Annotated in this window: 16 protein-coding genes and 1 tRNA gene; 11 read left to right on the plus strand and 6 right to left on the minus strand. The window is 72.0% G+C overall.

What is annotated here, in order from left to right; translation table 11 throughout:
* Positions 1 to 60 precede the first annotated feature (60 nt).
* From BIU97_RS15630 to BIU97_RS15650, 5 genes are all read left to right on the plus strand, one after another.
* Positions 61 to 720 carry a GNAT family N-acetyltransferase gene (locus tag BIU97_RS15630; RefSeq protein WP_071262592.1) on the plus strand — a complete coding sequence of 220 codons (660 nt, stop codon included), beginning with the start codon at positions 61 to 63 and terminating at the stop codon, positions 718 to 720.
* Between the two features lie 99 nt (positions 721 to 819).
* A complete protein-coding gene (locus BIU97_RS15635; RefSeq protein WP_071262591.1) occupies positions 820 to 1,911 on the plus strand; it encodes a hypothetical protein in 1,092 nt (363 codons plus the stop codon).
* 73 nt (positions 1,912 to 1,984) lie between these two features.
* Positions 1,985 to 2,057, plus strand: a tRNA-Ala gene (locus tag BIU97_RS15640).
* A gap of 168 nt (positions 2,058 to 2,225) precedes the next feature.
* Positions 2,226 to 4,121 carry a hypothetical protein gene (locus tag BIU97_RS15645; RefSeq protein ID WP_071262590.1) on the plus strand — a complete coding sequence of 632 codons (1,896 nt, stop codon included), beginning with the start codon at positions 2,226 to 2,228 and terminating at the stop codon, positions 4,119 to 4,121.
* Positions 4,122 to 4,200: 79 nt separating this feature from the next.
* Complete coding sequence (locus BIU97_RS15650; RefSeq protein ID WP_139196079.1) at positions 4,201 to 5,478, plus strand: PP2C family protein-serine/threonine phosphatase; 1,278 nt, start codon at positions 4,201 to 4,203, stop codon at positions 5,476 to 5,478.
* A 28-nt stretch (positions 5,479 to 5,506) separates the two neighbouring features.
* Here BIU97_RS15650 and BIU97_RS15655 read toward each other — a convergent pair whose 3' ends face one another.
* A complete protein-coding gene (locus tag BIU97_RS15655) occupies positions 5,507 to 5,890 on the minus strand; it encodes a hypothetical protein (RefSeq protein ID WP_071262588.1) in 384 nt (127 codons plus the stop codon).
* A gap of 109 nt (positions 5,891 to 5,999) precedes the next feature.
* On the opposite strand from BIU97_RS15655, the gene BIU97_RS15660 reads away from it, so the two are divergent.
* Positions 6,000 to 7,037 (plus strand): amidase domain-containing protein, encoded by a 1,038-nt coding sequence (locus tag BIU97_RS15660; RefSeq protein ID WP_071298112.1) that lies wholly within the window; start codon positions 6,000 to 6,002, stop codon positions 7,035 to 7,037.
* A gap of 39 nt (positions 7,038 to 7,076) precedes the next feature.
* Here the strand turns inward: BIU97_RS15660 and BIU97_RS15665 are convergent, their stop codons facing one another.
* From BIU97_RS15665 to BIU97_RS15680, 4 genes are all read right to left on the minus strand, one after another.
* Positions 7,077 to 8,306 (minus strand): hypothetical protein, encoded by a 1,230-nt coding sequence (locus BIU97_RS15665; protein WP_175472465.1) that lies wholly within the window; start codon positions 8,304 to 8,306, stop codon positions 7,077 to 7,079.
* 252 nt (positions 8,307 to 8,558) lie between these two features.
* Entirely contained in the window at positions 8,559 to 10,421 is a 1,863-nt protein-coding gene (locus BIU97_RS15670; protein WP_083420989.1) for a glycoside hydrolase family 2 TIM barrel-domain containing protein, read from the minus strand.
* A 225-nt stretch (positions 10,422 to 10,646) separates the two neighbouring features.
* The gene (locus tag BIU97_RS15675) at positions 10,647 to 11,102 is read right to left on the minus strand and encodes a MaoC/PaaZ C-terminal domain-containing protein (RefSeq protein WP_071298113.1); all 456 of its coding nucleotides are present in this window, start codon (positions 11,100 to 11,102) and stop codon (positions 10,647 to 10,649) included.
* A 123-nt stretch (positions 11,103 to 11,225) separates the two neighbouring features.
* Positions 11,226 to 11,843, minus strand: a complete 618-nt coding sequence (locus BIU97_RS15680) for a hypothetical protein (RefSeq protein WP_071298114.1) — start codon at positions 11,841 to 11,843, stop codon at positions 11,226 to 11,228.
* Between the two features lie 144 nt (positions 11,844 to 11,987).
* Here BIU97_RS15680 and BIU97_RS15685 point away from each other — a divergent pair, with 144 nt between their 5' ends.
* Entirely contained in the window at positions 11,988 to 13,304 is a 1,317-nt protein-coding gene (locus BIU97_RS15685) for a phosphotransferase (protein WP_254783014.1), read from the plus strand.
* A gap of 464 nt (positions 13,305 to 13,768) precedes the next feature.
* Here the strand turns inward: BIU97_RS15685 and BIU97_RS15690 are convergent, their stop codons facing one another.
* On the minus strand, positions 13,769 to 14,125 hold the full coding sequence (locus tag BIU97_RS15690; RefSeq protein ID WP_071262584.1) for a DUF1844 domain-containing protein: 357 nt from the start codon (positions 14,123 to 14,125) through the stop codon (positions 13,769 to 13,771).
* A gap of 288 nt (positions 14,126 to 14,413) precedes the next feature.
* On the opposite strand from BIU97_RS15690, the gene infC reads away from it, so the two are divergent.
* From infC to BIU97_RS15710, 4 genes are all read left to right on the plus strand, one after another.
* Complete coding sequence (infC, locus tag BIU97_RS15695; protein ID WP_083404879.1) at positions 14,414 to 15,076, plus strand: translation initiation factor IF-3; 663 nt, start codon at positions 14,414 to 14,416, stop codon at positions 15,074 to 15,076.
* Positions 15,077 to 15,136: 60 nt separating this feature from the next.
* On the plus strand, positions 15,137 to 15,331 hold the full coding sequence (gene rpmI / locus BIU97_RS15700; protein ID WP_056120818.1) for a 50S ribosomal protein L35: 195 nt from the start codon (positions 15,137 to 15,139) through the stop codon (positions 15,329 to 15,331).
* A 27-nt stretch (positions 15,332 to 15,358) separates the two neighbouring features.
* Positions 15,359 to 15,742: a 50S ribosomal protein L20 gene (gene rplT / locus BIU97_RS15705; protein WP_017887975.1), complete on the plus strand. Its 384-nt coding sequence runs from the start codon at positions 15,359 to 15,361 to the stop codon at positions 15,740 to 15,742.
* Between the two features lie 65 nt (positions 15,743 to 15,807).
* Positions 15,808 to 16,659, plus strand: coding sequence for a TrmH family RNA methyltransferase (locus tag BIU97_RS15710; protein ID WP_071262582.1), 852 nt, complete (start codon positions 15,808 to 15,810; stop codon positions 16,657 to 16,659).
* Positions 16,660 to 16,664 lie beyond the last annotated feature (5 nt).

The following is a 16,664-nucleotide window of genomic DNA, read 5'->3' on the forward strand; positions in this document are numbered from 1 at the left end:
CCCGGGTCCGAGCGGGACACCCGTCCCGCACAGCAGCGGGGCACCGGAGGAACCTGAGCGATGACGACGATCCCGACCCTGTCCCACGGGCGGGTCACCATCCGGCCGCTCCGGCTCCGTGACACCCGCGACCTCGACGTCGCGCTGGCCACCAACCGGTCGTGGCTCCGCACCTGGGAGGCCACCAACCCCTCCGGCCAGGTCTCCACCGACGTCCGTGGCAGCATCCGCGCGCTGCAGGCCAACGCCCGCGCCGGCCTCGGACTGCCGTTCGCGATGGAGCTCGACGGCCGCTTCGTCGGACAGCTCAACGTCTCGGGCATCACGTACGGCTCGCTCGCGAGCGCGTCGATCGGCTACTGGGTCGTCGAGGGCGCCGCCGGCCACAACGTCACGCCGATCTCGGTCGCCCTCGCCGTCGACCACTGCTTCCGGTCCGTCGGGGTGCACCGCATCGAGATCTGCATCCGCCCCGAGAACGCGCCGAGCCTGCGCGTCGTCGAGAAGCTCGGCTTCCGGTACGAGGGGCTCCGCCGCCGGTACATCCACATCAACGGGGACTGGCGCGACCACTTCTGCTTCGCGCTCGTCGCAGAGGAGGTCCGCGAGGGCGTCCTCGAACGCTGGGTCCGCGGGCAGGTGCCGCCCGGCGTGGGCAGCGTGCCGCTCGCCGCCCGCGACGAGGCAGCGCTGCCGCTGCACACGACGCCGCACCTCTGACGGGAGGCCCGTGGCGCGTCCCACGGATTCCGTCGCGACACGCGCAACACGCGTCCGGCAATCACGTGGCGGGGTCACCCGCGCCCCTACCGTGTTCGCATGGCAGGTATCGGCTCGTGGGGCGGGGGCATCGTGCTGCTCGTCGCGGCCGTGCTCTGGCTCGTCTACCTCATGCCGTCGTGGGCCGCCCGACGGCAGTACCTCGCGACCGAGCGGAACGCGATCCGGCTGCAGCAGACCCTGCGCATCCTCGCGCAGACCGCCGAGCTGCCGGAGGAGGTCCGCGTCGAGATGAACGCGAAGTCCCTCGCCGAGGCGCAGCGCGTCGCCCGCTCGGAGGAAGCGAAGCGCACCGCCATCGTCCGCGCCCACGAGGCCGCGCGGCAGCGGGAGATCACCCGCCGGCTCGCCGAGCAGGCCCCCGTCCTCGAGCGCGCGTCGTCGGTGCCGGCGCTGACCGCGATGCGCATGCGTCGCTCCCGGCTCGGCGCGACCCTGCTCGGCACGGTCGGCCTCGTCGTCGCCGTCGTCGTCCTGGTCGCGGCACCGTCGCTCTGGCTCGTCGCGGTCGCCGGGCTCGTCGCCGCGGGCGGGTCCGCGGCGGTCCTCGCCCAGCTGCACCAGGTGGCGACGGCACGGAAGCAGCGGATCGCGACGGCCGAGGCGGGCGCGAGCCGTGCCTCCCGGCCGGCGACCGCGTGGACGGACCCGGCACCGCCGCTGTCCACCGAGCAGCCCGCGGAACCCGCGCAGGACCGGAGCTGGACCCCGAACCGCGTCCCGAAGCCGTTGTACGTCGAACGGCCGTCCGCTCCCGCGCCGTCACCGGAGTCGTCGGCGGAACTCGCCGCGCGTCTGAAGGAGCGCGTCGCCGCGGCCAAGGCCGAGGCCGAGGCCGAGGCCGCCGCGATCCGCGCGGGCGACGCCGACCCGTCACTCGCCCGGGTGTCGCGCATGCGGCCCGAGCTCGAGGACGCTGCCGCGTCGCTGTCCGCGCACGACCAGGGGCGACTGGCCGAGCGCCTGGGGCTGCGGGCGCCGGCCGTGCCCGAACTCGTCGCCGAGGAGCCGTCCGCGCCGACCGGCCCCCCGGCGCCGCCCAGCAAGTGGGCGGGCATGGGCGTCATCGACGACGACGCGTACCAGCAGGCCGACCTCGACGCGATCATGCGTCGTCGCCGCGCGGTCTGACCCGCGGCTCGCCCGGACCGCGCCCGGCGATTTCGGATCGGCGGACCGAGGGTGTTAGTGTGGTCGAGCACTCGGGGCTATGGCGCAGTTGGTAGCGCGTCTCGTTCGCAATGAGAAGGTCAGGGGTTCGAATCCCCTTAGCTCCACCGAGCAGCACCACGAGGACGGCCCGGAACCGACAGGTTCCGGGCCGTCCTGCGTTCCGGGGATGCCAGATGGGCCGATCGGTCCATCGACGGATCGTGGTGGTGTGTCGTCCGGCGCACCGCTCTAGACTCCCGGTGCGCCGCAAGGGCGCGTGAACGGGGGAGCACGTGCGCATCAGGACCGCCATCGCATCGATCGGGACGGTGCTCGCCGTCACCGCCGGACTGCTCGTCGCCACACCGGCCGCGCCGGCGTCGGCCGCGGCACCGACGACCGGACGGTTCACGCCCGTGGCACCCGCACGGGCATGGTCCGGCACCGCCACGAAGACGGCGACGACCGTCACCCTCGGCGGGCGGAACGGGATCCCGGCGACCGCCACCGCCGTGGTGCTCACGGCGACGGTGACCGCTCCGACCGCGGCCGGGTACGTCAGCGTCGCACCCGCGGGCAGCACCGCGAGCCCCGCGATCCAGAACTTCGCGAAGGCGCAGCCGATCTCCGGCACGACCACCGTCGGGCTCACCTCGGGCAAGGCCCAGGTGCGGGTCTCGGCCGGCAAGGCCACCGTCGCGCTCGACGTCGCCGGCTGGTACGGCACGAGCGCCTCCGGGTCGACCTACACGCCGCTCGCCCCGTCGAAGGTGCTCGACGGCACCGTGCGGACCACCGCGACCCGCGTGGTCGTCGCGGGCCGGGCCGGGGTCCCCACCAACGCCACCGCGGTCGTGCTGCAGGCCGACGTGTCGCGTCCGGCGACGTCCGGCCGCCTGCGGATCACCCCGAGCGGCAACGACGCCGGCGTCGTGTCCGTCATGTACTCGAAGGGCGTCACGGTCGCGAACACCACGACCGTCCGCCTCTCCGGCGGGGCGGTGCAGGCGCGGGTGTCCTCCGGGTCCGCGCGCGTCCTCGCCGACGTCGTCGGGTACTACGCCCCGGTCAGCACCGGCTCAGTGTTCGTGTCCACCCACCCCGTCCGCGCGGCCACCGTGGCCGCCGGCACGACCGCGAAGACGATCACCGTCGCCGGCACCGCCGGGGTCCCCCGGAACGCCACCGCCGCCGTGATCAACGCGAAGGTGGGCAAGGGGACCGTCGGCGGTTCGCTCCGCGTCGTCGGCGCTGGTCTGGCGTCGAGCGTCCCGACACAGGTCTACGCGAAGGGCCAGACCATCGGCAACGCCCTCATCGCGCCGCTCGCGTCCGGGGGCCGGGTGCAGGCCAAGGTGTCGGCCGGCTCGGCGACCGTGTACGTCGACGTGGTGGGGTACTTCCTGGACGGGTCGAGCGGTTCCGGCACCGGGGTCGACGTGTCGTACCCGCAGTGCGGCAAGAGCGTGCCGACGGACCAGTCGTTCGGCATCGTCGGGGTGAACGGGGATTTGGGGAACACCTCGAACACGTGTTTCCAGCAGCAGCTCGGCTGGGCTGCGTCCTCGATCGGGGGCACGAAGCAACCCAAGGCACAGCTCTACGTGCTCGCAGCGAATCCGGGAGCCTTCGGCTCCAATTCCGATCCTCAGGAACCTGGATCCAAGGAATGGCCCACTTCGAACACCTACCCCGCCGGTGTCCAGGTACCGAATCCCCTGGGCACATGTGTCAAGACATCAACCACTAAGCCAGTGACCACCGCAGCATGCTCGTACATGTACGGGTACATGCGCGCCTTCGACGACGTCAAGAAGTACGGTCCGTCAAACCCTGCCTCCTACCGTTGGTGGATCGATGTCGAAACGGGCCTGTCGTGGCAGATCAAGACGTCGCTGAATCAAGCGTCACTCCAGGGAATGGTCGACGGACTCAAGGCCGCTGGGGTGACTTCGGCGGGGGTGTACTCAACTGGGTACCAGTTCAGTCAGATCATGGGAGACATCCCGGCGACAAGTGCCCTGAGGAAGCAGAGGCTGCCCAGCTGGATCGCCATTGGCGACGGAAGGCTCGATCAGGCCCAAGCCGCCTGTTCCTCGAGAGCACTCCTGGACGGACCAGTTCTCATGACGCAGTACGTCACCCCGTTCGGCTCGTCGAAGATCGACCGTGACTGGTCCTGCTCCTGACCAGGGCGCGGCGTGACGGCCGCTCCGCGGTGACGCCGCCGTGACCCCGTCACGCGGACCGGTGACGGCACGCTTCAGCGTGCCGGACACCACCGCGCCCTCGCCGTCCGAGCAGGACCGGGACCGTTCGTCCCGGGCGCGCTTCGCCCCGCTCGCGAACCAGACCGTCATCGCCGGGCTCACCGTCGTCGCCGCTGTGAGCAGCGTCCTGCTGCCCTGGCTCGAGGTCACGAACGGCCCCGCCATGTGGAGCGGGGTCGTGCTCGCGCTCCTCGGCCTGGCCGCCACCGCCCTGATCGTGTGCCGCCCGGCGCTGCTCGCCGTGGAGCTGCTCGTCCCTGCGCTCGACTTCGTCGCGATCGGTCTGCTCCGCTTCGGCACCGGTGACGCACGGTCGGTGTTCCTCGCCGCGATCCTGCTCCCGCTCATCTGGATCGCCGCGCGACCGGGGCGCCGGCACATCGTGTACCCGCTCGCGGGCACCGCGGTGACGTTCCTGCTGCCGATCGTCCTCGATCCCGGCGACATCCTGGCGAGCGAACTCGTCCGCCTGGTCTTCGTGCTGCTGGTCTTCGCCGCGGTCGCCGGCGTGACGAACGAACTCGCCCGTCAGGCCGCCCTCCGCCTCAGGACCGCGCAGCAGCTGCGCCGCATCGCCGAGAGCGAGATCGGTCAGGCCGCACGCGTGCAACGGGCGCTCCTGCCCGGGTCGGACGTGGGCATCCCCGCGGAGTTCACCGTGCGGGGCGTCTGCCTGCCGGCGCGGTCCGTCGGCGGCGACTTCTACGACTGGTTCCCGACGTCCGACGGCGCGGCCTTCACGCTGGGCGACGTGATGGGCAAGGGGGCCGGTGCCGGCATGATCGCCGCGGTGGTCCGGTCGGTGATGCGCACGAGCGTGGACGCGGCCGACCCCGCGGCGTCGGTGGCGGCGGCATCGGGCGCGCTCAGCACCGACACGGGTGACGCGTCGACGGACCAGTTCACGACGTGCTTCCACCTCCGGGTGGCCGCGGACGGTTCCGCGCGGTGGGCCGACGCCGGGCACGGGCTCAACCTGCTGCTCCGGCGGGCGGGCGGCAGCGAGTGGTTGCGGTCCGGGGACCTGCCCATCGGCGTCGACACCGCCTGGACCTCGGCGCGCACGGCGCTCCTGCCCGGTGACGTCGTCGTGAGCGTCAGCGACGGGGTGCTCGACCTGTTCGGTGGCGACGTCGACGCGCTCGAGGCCTTCCGCGCCTTCGCGACCGCGCACCCCGAGCCGGACGACCTCGTCACCGGGATCGGCGCACTCGGCGACGACGTCGAGCACGACGACGACGTCACCGTGCTCGCGGTCCGCTACGACGGGCGCTGACCCTCGGGACGGCGGAGACCGACCGTGGTCAGCTCGCGAAGCTGTCCGTCAGGACACCCGCCTGCGTGAACGTGGCGTGGATCGCGTTGGCGGCCTGCTCGAACGCGCGGTTGCCGCGGGAGATGCCGAGCGCGCCGCCCTTCAGCGCCGACTTGCCGGACCCGCGGAGCAGGCGGGCGACGGTCCGGCCGTCCGGCGCCACCATGATCTGCACGTCGAGACGGGTGTGGAAGGTGCGGTCGTTCGCCATGCCGCCGATGAGCAGCGTGAGGCCCATGCTGCCCCGGGTCGCGCGGAGTGCGCCCTGCTCGCCGTCGTCGACGGTGTAGCCCTCGTTCGTGAGGGCGGTGCGCACCTGCGCCCGAGCGGTCTCGGGGTCGGTGGCGACGAAGAAGTCGTGGCTCTCGGGCATGTGTTGTGGTCCTTCCGGAGGCTGCAGTCCGCACGCGGAGGACACGTGCCCCCCGCACACGATCATGCACTGTCCGGGCGTCGGGTGCGTCGCCTACGCTGGACGGGTCATGACTGCCTCGATGAACCGCCGCGCCCTCTTCTCCCTCGCCGGCGTCGCCGGGATCGGACTCGCGGTCGCCGCGTGCTCGTCGGGCGGTGACGGCGACGACACGGGCGGTGGGCGGAGCTCCGACGGGTCGAAGCGCCCGACGAAGGCGGCCTCGCCGACGGCGAAGACCCTCAGCCCGGCCCAGGTGCCACTGGCCGGCGGCGTGACCGTCACGGTCACGGGATCCGGCCTCGCGGCCGTCAAGGGCGTCACGGTCGGCGGTGTCGCGGCACGCGACGTGCAGGCATCGGCGACGACGGTGACCTTCACCGCCCCCCACCAGGCCATGTACACGGCGGGGGACGCCGACGTCGCCCTGTTCACCGACACGGTCGAGCCGAGCCCCTCGGCGAACCGGTCCTCGGACGGCAACGGCAGCGCGGCCAACGACGGCCAGACGGGAGCGACGCAGGACGGCGCCACCGCCACCCCGACGCCGACCGCCGCACCGGTCCCGGACGCATCGGACGCCGTCGCCACCACGTCACTGGCGTACGCGGCGCTGACCGACGTCGACCGGCAGCTCGCCTACGCGATGCGGTACTGGGAGGACTACAACCTCACGGAGTACGGCACGATGAACCCGATCGGCGGCGACTGCGCGAACTACGTCAGCCAGACCCTCATCGCCCGCGGCTGGGAACAGCGGTCGGACTGGTACAACCGGGCCGCCGGGGCCGAGCACTCGGCCACCTGGACCTACTGCCCGACGATGGACCCGTGGCTCTCGGCCAACGCCGCCGAGTTCGGACTGACGCGCCGCTCGCTGGACGAACGCGACAAGGTCAAGGTCGGCGACATCGTGTTCTACGACTGGAACGACAACGACTCGCCGGACCACACGACGATCGTGTCCGAGGTCTTCACCGAGCCCGACGGCACCATCCGCATCAAGTCGGCGAGCCACAACCAGGACGGCCCGTACCGCGACCTCGACGAGATGATCACCGTGCAGCACCCCGGCGGCACGGCCTGGTTCCACACGTTCGACGCGTAGGGCGCCGCAGCCGCCGCACCGTCGCAGCCAACGCACCACTCACGGGTACCCGAGGAACCACAGCAGCACGATCGCCACCGGCTGCAGGCACACCCCCACGACCAGCCACGTCACCGCCCGCCGCCGCGTCCGGACGAACACGTCCGACCCGAGCAGCGGCGCCGTCGGCATGAGCAGCCGCGGCAGCGACTGCTGCGGCAGGAACACCGCGAACAGGTACAGCACGTAGGACCCGGTGAACGCGAACACGTCGACGCCGAGCGCCCGGACGTCCCGGCGCCGGAAGAACCACACCGCCCCGGCCACCACCGCCAGGACGAGCACGACACCGAGCGGACCGAGCCACGTCGTCGCCATCGTGAACCACGGCGTCAGCGGGGCGAAGTGCTGCCGGCCGACGAAGCCCACCCACCACGACAGCTCGGTCTCGAGGTACGCCTCCGGCCTCCCGGTCACCGCCGACGCGACGACCGGCCACGCGAGTCCCGCCGCCGCCACGACCAGCCCCGAGGCCACGATCACCGACCGCTCCCGCCACGGGAACACCGCCGCCACCCGCCCGGTCCGGTGCGCCTCGACCCACCGGACGACCAGGTGCACGGCGAGGGCCACCGCGAGCGCGAGGACCCCCGGTTTCGTGAAGGCGGCCACCACGCCGAGCGGCGCGACGAGCCAGTACCGTCGTCGCACGAGCGCCAGCAGCGCCCCGAAGAGCAGCACGAGCAGCAGGCTCTCGGCGTAGGCCACCTGCAGCAGGAACCCCGTCGGCCCGAAGGCGAAGAGCGCCGTCGCCCACCGCGCACGCCGCTCGTCGCCGACCGCGAGCACCAGGCGGTAGAGCAGCACGCACGCCCCGGCTCCCGCTGCGGTGGCGACGAGGACGGCGACCACCCAGAACGACCCGCCGGTCACCGTCATCAGCGCACGCACGACCGCCGGGAACACCGGCAGGAACGCCCAGGCGTTCGGTGCCACGTGCCCGGCTCCGTCCAGGGGCAGCGTCGTCGGGTACCCGTGCTCCGCGATGGTCCGGTAGAAGGACGCATCCCACGACCCGGAGAACGTGAAGAACGAGGGGTCCCGCCGGTACGAGGCGAACGGCCAGCCGTTCGCGGTCGCGAGCAGGTACACCGCCGCGAGCAGCGTGGTGCTCACCACCCGCGAGCCGAGCCACAGCAGCAGCGGTGCGCGCCACGCGTGGTGCCGTCCGGTCAGCAGACGGTGCGCCCCCGGCCGGGAGGCCCGGCTCGTCTCCGCCACGCTCGTCACCCGTCCGATCCTCCCAGACCACGGCAGCTGCCCCGCACCCGGTCGAGCGCCGGGCCGGACACGGGACCGTGGGTCGACCTGCTCGCGCGGTCGAGCGCCGGGCCCGACGCCGGACCGCGCAGCGACCTGCTCGCGGTCACGCACCGGGCCGGACACCGGACCGTGCGTCGACCTGCTCGGCTCGGGAGCGGCGGTGGGCGCGTCCATCTGCCGGACGCGACCACCGCTGCGTACCGGGGGCGGGCCTCCCGGCTAGCGCCCCGTGACCGCGCGACGGATCTGCTCGATCGGCACCTTCGGCGTGCGGTCCGCGTTGAGCAGGCCGTTCGTCTCCTGCATGGTGTCGGTGAGCTGCGTGTAGCAGGAGCCGGCGAGGAACGAGCTGGCCCGGATCGCGTCGTAGAGCGCGGTGATGCGCGCGATCCAGTCGTCGCCGTCGCTGGCCGAGGTGTAGCCCCAGCCGTCCTCGCGCTGGACGCCGGGCTGGTAGTTCACCCCGCCGAACTCGGTGAGCATGACGGGCTGACCCTCGTCACGTGCCCCGCCGACGAGGACCCAGCGGTCCGCCGGACCGAAGCGCGAGAAGAGCCGCTCGCGGGCGGCGTCGTCCGCGTAGGTCCGTGCGAGCGCCACGCCGTCCCCCTCGTAGTCGTGGATCGTCACGATGTCGGAGTTGGTGTGCTCCCACCCGTCGTTCGAGATCACGGGACGGGTCGGGTCGATCGCCCGGGTGACGTCCGCGAGGGACCGGGCGTACGCCTGTTGCGCCGGGTCGGTCGCGATGTGCTGCACGCCCCAGCTCTCGTTCGCGGGCACCCAGGTGACGATCGACGGGTGCGACGCGTCGCGCTCGACGGCGTCCATCCACTCCCGCATGAGCCGCTGGACGGCGCGCGGCGAGAACGCGTAGGCACCGGGGGCCTCGCCCCAGACCAGCAGGCCGAGCCGGTCCGCCCAGTACAGGAAGCGCGGGTCCTCGATCTTCTGGTGGTTGCGGGCGGCGTTGAAGCCGAGCTCCTTGATGAGCTCGACCTCGCGGCGGAGGGCCTGTCGCGACGGCGCGGCGATGTGTGACTCGGGCCAGTAGCCCTGGTTGAGGACGCTGCGGACGTCGTAGCTGCGTCCGTGCAGCAGGAAGGTCCCCGCGTCGACCCCGACCGTGCGCATGCCGAAGTAGCTCGAGACCGCGTCGACCGGCGTGCCGTCCGCCGCGAGCAGCGCGACCGTGGCATCGATCAGGCGTGGGTGCTCGGGCGTCCAGTGCAGTTCGTCCTCGGCCTGGCCGTTCGTCTGGCGGGCGATCGGCAGGACGACCTCGAACTCGGTCGCGGTGTCGCCGATGGTGGACTCGACCGTCGCGAGGTGCTCGCCGCGCTCGTCCCACCACGCCTCGACGCGGAGGCGCTCGCCGCCGGACCGTCTGCCGTGCAGCCGCACCGTGAGGCGCATCGTGGCGTGGTCGACGTTCGTCCAGCGCAGGTACCCGATCGACGCGGTCGGCACGGCCTCGAGCCAGACCGTCTGCCAGATGCCGGTGGTGCGGCGGTACCAGATGGCGTGCGGGTCCTCGTGCCAGTCCTGCTTGCCGCGGGGCTGCGTGAGGTCGTGCGGGTCGTCCTCGGCACGGACGACCAGGGTGTGCACGGCGTCCGGGGCGCCGCCGGTGAGCAGCTCGGTGACGTCGAAGGAGAACGGGGTGTGCCCGCCCTCGTGCTCGCCGACGAACTGCCCGTCGATCCAGACACGGGCGCGGTGGTCGACGGCCCCGAAGTGCAGCACGAGACGGTCCGCGTGCTCGTCGTGCCCCGCTGCGAGCAGGTCCTCGTGGGTGATCGGCCGCGAGTACCAGACGACCGGGTGGAACCCGGGCTCGTCGATGCCCGACGCCGAGGACTCCGGCGGGAACGGCACGAGGATGTCGCGGGCGTCCGGGAAGCCGTTCCGCCACGAGGACTCGTCGCCCTCGTTCCGGAACGACCACGTGCCGTCGAGGTCGGCCCAGGCCGTGCGGAGCATCTGCGGCCGGGGGTACGTGCCGTCCTGCCGTGAGGCCAGGGGGAGGGTCGGTGCAGGCGAGGTGTCAGGTGCGGCGACGGTGCCGTCGAGCGTGCTCATGGATCAATGCTCCCGTGGTTGTACATCGTTGTAAAGGGTGCGGCAACGATTGCCGCCCGAGCGCCGGAACACGCGCCGGACCTCCACCGGGCGCGGGCCGCTGCGCCGCGCGGACGCGTACCGGAGTGCCGCCCAGCCGCACGCCGCACGCCGCACGCCGCACCGTCGTGGTCGACCACGACGGTGCGCGCAGTGGACGCGGCCGCCGAAGACGACGGTGCACCGTCAGGCGATCGCGGCGTCCCGCGTCAGGACCATCACGTCCATGCGCCCCTGCTGCACGACGACCCCGTGCTGGTTCCGCAGCGTGACGGTCCGCTCCACGATGCCGGTCTTCCCGGAACTCGTCGCCCGCGTCGACAGGATCTCGACCTCGCAGGTCACCGTGTCCCCGATGAACACCGGCTCGGCGAACCGCCACTGGTCGATCCCGAGCAGTGCCACGGCGGACCCCTCGAACACCCCGGTCCGGGCGATGAGCCCGAGGCAGAGCGAGGTCCCGAGCAGCCCGTGCACGATCCGCTGGCCGTACCGGGTCCGCCCGGCGAACTCGACGTCGGTGTGCACCTGGTTGTTGTCGTTCGTCCACGAGGCGAAGGACACCACGTCCGCCTCGGTGATGGTGCGTCCCGGCGTCGTGAAGGTCTGACCGGCTGCGAGGTCCTCGAGGTAGTGCGGCATGCCCCGATCCTCGCAGAACCGGGCACGGCGTCCGCGGGGCACGTCGCACCCGGGAGCGGACCACGACCGCCCCGAGCCACCGCGTCCACCCCGTCCACCACGACCGCGCGCTCTGCGATCCGTTCACCGCTGCGGCGCTCCGGACGCGTCCGACGGCGGTGTGCTCGACGGGGGAGCCCCGGCGGCGTCCGTCAGGAGCGCCTCGACCCTGCGTTCGAGCCCGTCGCCACGGTGGACGGCGTCGCGGTGGTCGTCGGCGAGTGTCCACCACCTCCCGTGGGGCGGTTCGGCACCGGTCTCCCCGAAGGCCGACGTCCAGCCCGCGACGTCCATCCGAACGTCCCCCACCTCGACCCCGAGGTCGCCGTCGTCGGCGTACACCGTCACGAGCACCGTCCTGACCCGCCGGACCCACAACGGCTCGATCGGCCGCCCGCACAGGACGGCTTCGACCGCCGCACGCGGCGGTTCGTCCTGGTCGCCGCCGACCCGCTCGGGCCCCTCGCCGCGGTCGACGGTCCACACGCCGCCGTCGTCGTCCGAGCTGGCGAACTCGATGCCCGCGCTCGCGAGCACCTTGTCGGGGCTGTCCCACACGACGTCGTACAGGACGGACGCGTCGTGCCGGGTCACACGCCTGCCGACGCCGTCGAACGTGGGCAGTTCGCGGTCGTCGTCGATGCACCAGAGCAGACGCGGCGCGGTGCAGGGAGGGTCGTTCGTCTCGGTTCGGCTCGTCATGCGGCAAGTGTGATCCGGGGGCGTGCAGCCCTCGGCTCCGCGAGAGCATCCTGTGGACGGTGCCGCCGGCTCACTGGCCTGTGGAGGAGCACCACCGGCGCGGACTCGGCACCTCGACAGCCCTCGGCGCGTACCTTCCGCTGCATGAGCGACGGAGCCCGAGACCCACTCGACAACGCCCCCGGAACCCCTTCGACCCCAGCCGTCATCGACGCGCCGGACGACCGCGCCCTCGAAGCCTGGATCGCCGACCGCCGCTGGTACGCGTCGAAGGGGTCGGTGCCGCGCCTCCGCACGATCTCCACGGAGGACGGCACCCGACTCGTCCTCGACGAGGCCCCGGCAGCGCCGGCAGCGCCCGTGCTCTACCAGTCGCCGGTCACGGGCGGTCCCGAGGGGACGATCACCGACGCCACGACCGACACCGCCTGGATCGCCGAACTCGCGAGCCGCATCGATGCCGACCCCGACAGCCTGCGTCCCATCGGACAGGTGACCGCCGCACGCGTGCTGACCGGGGAGCAGTCGAACACCTCGGTCATCTGCGACACCGCATCCGGTGAGCGCGTCATCATCAAGGTGTTCCGGGTACTGCACCACGGCGACAACCCGGACGTCACCACGCAGCTCGCCCTGTCCGCCGCAGGCAGCTCCCGCGTCCCGCAGGTCTACGGTGCCCTCCGCGGCAGCTGGCCCGACGCCGGACGCCCGGACGGGACCGCGACCGGCCACCTCGCCTTCGCGCAGGAGTTCCTGCCCGGACTCGAGGACGCCTGGCGTGTGGCCCTCGACGACGCACGGGGGCGGAACCCCTTCGGCGACCGGGCGGAGCAGCTCGGCGCAGCGCTCGCCGAGGTGCACCGCACTCTCGCCACCGCGTTGCCGACCGTGCCCGCTGACCCCGACCGACGAGACACCGCCGTCGCGACGATGCACGAACGCCTCGACACGGCAGCTCGCGAGGTCCCGGCCGTCGCCGAACACGCAGCTGCCATCCGCGCCGTCTACGCCCGCGCGGCCACGGTCCCGTGGCCCGAGTTGCAGCGCATCCACGGCGACCTGCACCTCGGTCAGGTCCTGGCGGCTCCCGGGTCTCGCGGATGGGTGTTCCTCGACTTCGAGGGCGAGCCCCTCCGCCCCCTCGCCGAGCGCTCCGTGCCCGACGTGACCCTGCGCGACGTCGCCGGCATGCTCCGGTCGTTCGACTACGTGGCAGGCGCACTGGCGCACGACCCGGAACCGGTCGACGCGGGGGAGTGGGCGGCGGACGCACGCTCCCGCTTCCTCGCCGGCTACGAGCACGGCACCGGCGCGGACCTCACGGCACACCGCGAGCTCCTCGACGCCTTCGAGCTCGACAAGGCCGTCTACGAGGTCGTCTACGAGTCCCGGAACCGACCCGACTGGGTCGGCATCCCGCTCGCGGCCGTCACGCGCCTGGTCGCGCGCAGCGGCTCCTGACCGACCCGGCCCGGCACCGGACGGGAGGCCCGTGGCGACGCCGCCACGGGCCTCCCGTCCTTCCTGCGCGCACCTCCGCCGCCCGCCCTGGCGAGCAGTTCCGCGCGTCGGAGGTCAGAACTCCCGCGCGGCCGCTCCCAGCACAATCGGACCGCCCGACGACGCGCGAACCGTCCCATCACGCCCGCGATGGGGAGCACTTCCGCGCGTAGGAGGCAGGAACAACTGCCCTCCGACGCGCAGAAGACCTGCCCGAGCCCGGAGGAACCCACCACGCGCGAACTGCCGCGCCATGCGCAGAACGTCTCATCGCACTCGCAGTGGAAAGCAGAATCGCGCGTAGGCAGTCGGAAGAACCGACCTCCTACGCGCGAAACATCTCCCCACGCGCGAAACGACCACCTACGCGCGGAACGACCACCTACGCGCGGAACGGCGCCCTACGCGCGGAACAGCCCCCGCGCCTAGTTGACCGGCCCCGTGTACTTCTCGCCCGGGCCCGCGCCCGGGGCGTCCGGGATCGCCGAGGCCTCACGGAAGGCGAGCTGCACCGAGCGCAGCCCGTCGCGCAGCGGCCGGGCGTGGTGGTCGCCGATCTCGGTCGCCGCGGCGGTGACCAGTCCGGCGAGCACGGTGATGAGCTTCCGGGCCTCGTCGAGGTCGGTCTGCTGCTGCGGGTCGTCGGCGAGGCCGACCTTGACGGCCGCGGCGCTCAGCAGGTGCACCGCGACGGTGTTGATGAGCTCGACGGCGGGCACCTCCGAGATGTCCCGTGCGGCGTCGATGCCGCTGCCCTCGTCGTCGATCGGGGTGTCGGTCACGGTGCTCCTCTGCTAGACTCGCTCGCGGCAGATGCTGTCCGTGTGCCATCAGGTCTTCCTGAAGCGCTCGGACGGTGTCACGAAAGAGGAGTCTCTCCCACCCGCGGCCGCGTTCCACCAGGCTACCGGGTCACCACCGCTCCGCGAGTGCACGGCAACTGGGTGCACACGTCGGTCGGGTCCACGGACCCGATGCAGGGCGGCTGCCGAACGGGTTCCGATCCGTGCGTCAGATCTCCTCTCTCGTGCTGTCGTCCAGGGCAAACGCCCCGGACGGCCACCACCTGATTGAAGGAGCTCCGCATCACCGATCCCCGTACCAACGACCGAATCCGCGTTCCCGAAGTCCGACTCGTCGGTCCGCAGGGTGAGCAGGTCGGCGTTGTCCCGATCGCCATGGCACTGCGTCTCGCGCAGGAAGCCGAACTGGATCTGGTCGAGGTCGCGCCGAACTCGAAGCCGCCCGTGGCGAAGATCATGGACTACGGCAAGTTCAAGTACGAGGCCGCTCAGAAGGCCAAGGAAGCGCGTCGCAACCAGGTGAACACGGACCTGAAAGAGGTCCGTTTCCGCCTGAAGATCGACGTGCACGACTACGAGACGAAGCGCAAGCGCGCCGAGGGCTTCCTCCTCGGCGGCGACAAGGTGAAGGCGATGATCCTCTTCCGTGGCCGCGAGCAGTCGCGTCCGGAGCAGGGTGTCCGTCTCCTCCAGAAGTTCGCGGAGGAGATCGCCGAGTTCGGTGTCGTCGAGTCGCGTCCGACCCAGGACGGCCGCAACATGACGATGATCATCGCCCCGCTCAAGAACAAGTCCGACGTCAAGGGCGAGCAGAACGCGAAGCGTGCTGCCCAGAAGGCCGAGCGTCGTGCGTCGGAGCACGCTGCGAAGGGCAAGGAGACCGCGGACGCGGCCGCCGGCTCCGAGCAGACCGACGCTCCCGCCGAATAGGTCCCACCGACCGATCCCGCAACGACGCGGCCCCCATCCATCCCACGGAAAGGCACCTCCATGCCCAAGCAGAAGACCCACTCCGGGTCGAAGAAGCGCTTCAAGGTCACCGGCACCGGCAAGATCATGAAGCAGCAGGCCGGTATGCGTCACAACCTCGAGGTCAAGAGCGCCAAGCGCAAGGCCCGCCTGAACGAGGACCAGGTCCTCTCCAAGGCTGACGCGAAGAACGTCAAGAAGCTCCTCGGCCACTGAGCCCCCGGATCGTAAAGGAATAGTGCAATGGCACGAGTAAAGAGAGCGGTCAACGCCGCCAAGAAGCGCCGCGTCATCCTCGAGCGCGCCGAGGGCTACCGCGGCCAGCGTTCGCGCCTGTACCGCAAGGCCAAGGAGCAGGTCACCCACTCCCTCGTCTACGCGTACCGCGACCGTCACGCGAAGAAGGGCGAGTTCCGTCGCCTCTGGATCCAGCGCATCAACGCTGCGTCCCGCGCCAACGGCCTGACCTACAACCGCCTCATCCAGGGTCTCAACCTGGCCGGCGTCGAGGTCGACCGTCGCATCCTCGCCGACCTCGCGGTGAACAACCCCGAGACGTTCACCGCGCTCGTCGAGACCGCGAAGAAGGCCCTCCCGGCCGACACCTCGGCCCCGAAGGCTGCGTAGTCAGTTCTTCTGCTCGCGAAACCCCCGCCGCACGGCGGGGGTTTCGTCGTTCCTAGACTTGACCCGTGAGCGATCTCCTCGAGAACCCCCGTGCCGGACGTGTGAAGGCCGTCGCGGCCCTGGCCAAGAAGGACGTCCGGGCCGAGACCGGCCTGTTCCTGCTGGAGGGCCCGCAGGCCGTCCGTGAAGCCCTCGAGTACGGCCCGGAACTGCTGCGCGAGCTGTACGTGACCCCGACCGCCGCGGCGCGCTACGGCCTCGACGACGCCCCGGTCGACACCTGGTTCGTCACGGAGCAGGTGCTCGAGGCGATGGCCGACACCGTCACGCCGCAGGGCGTGGTGGCCGTGTGCCAGCAGTTCCCGACGTCGGTGAAGGACGTCTTCCCGGACCGCGGTGCGGTCGCCGACGGCCTGGAGGCCCGTGGGGACTCCGCCGAGCAGGGCGCGCTGCCGGGGCTGGTCGCCATCCTCGAGGAGGTGCGGGACCCGGGGAACGCCGGCACCATCATCCGCGCCGCCGACTCCGCCGGCGCCGACGCGGTGGTCCTGACCGGGCGCTCGGTCGACCCGTACAACCCGAAGGTCGTCCGGTCGACCACGGGCTCGCTCTTCCACGTGCCGGTCTCGGTCGGCGTGACCCTGGCCGACACGATCGCGCGGGCCAAGGCGCTCGGGTACACGGTGCTCGCGGCGGACGTCTCGGGCGACGACCTGCCGGTGGTCCGGGCCGAGGGCATGCTCGACGGACCGACGGCGTGGGTGTTCGGCAACGAGGCCCGCGGCCTCACCGCCGAGGACCTCGCCCTCGTCGACCGCGCGGTGAAGGTGCCGATCTACGGGCAGGCCGAGTCGATGAACCTCGCCACCGCGGCGTCGGTCTGCCTGTACGAGTCGGCGTTCGCGCTCCGGAGCTGACACTC

Source organism: Curtobacterium sp. MCBA15_009 (assembly GCF_001864895.1).
In the GTDB taxonomy this organism is placed as follows: Bacteria; Actinomycetota; Actinomycetes; order Actinomycetales; family Microbacteriaceae; genus Curtobacterium.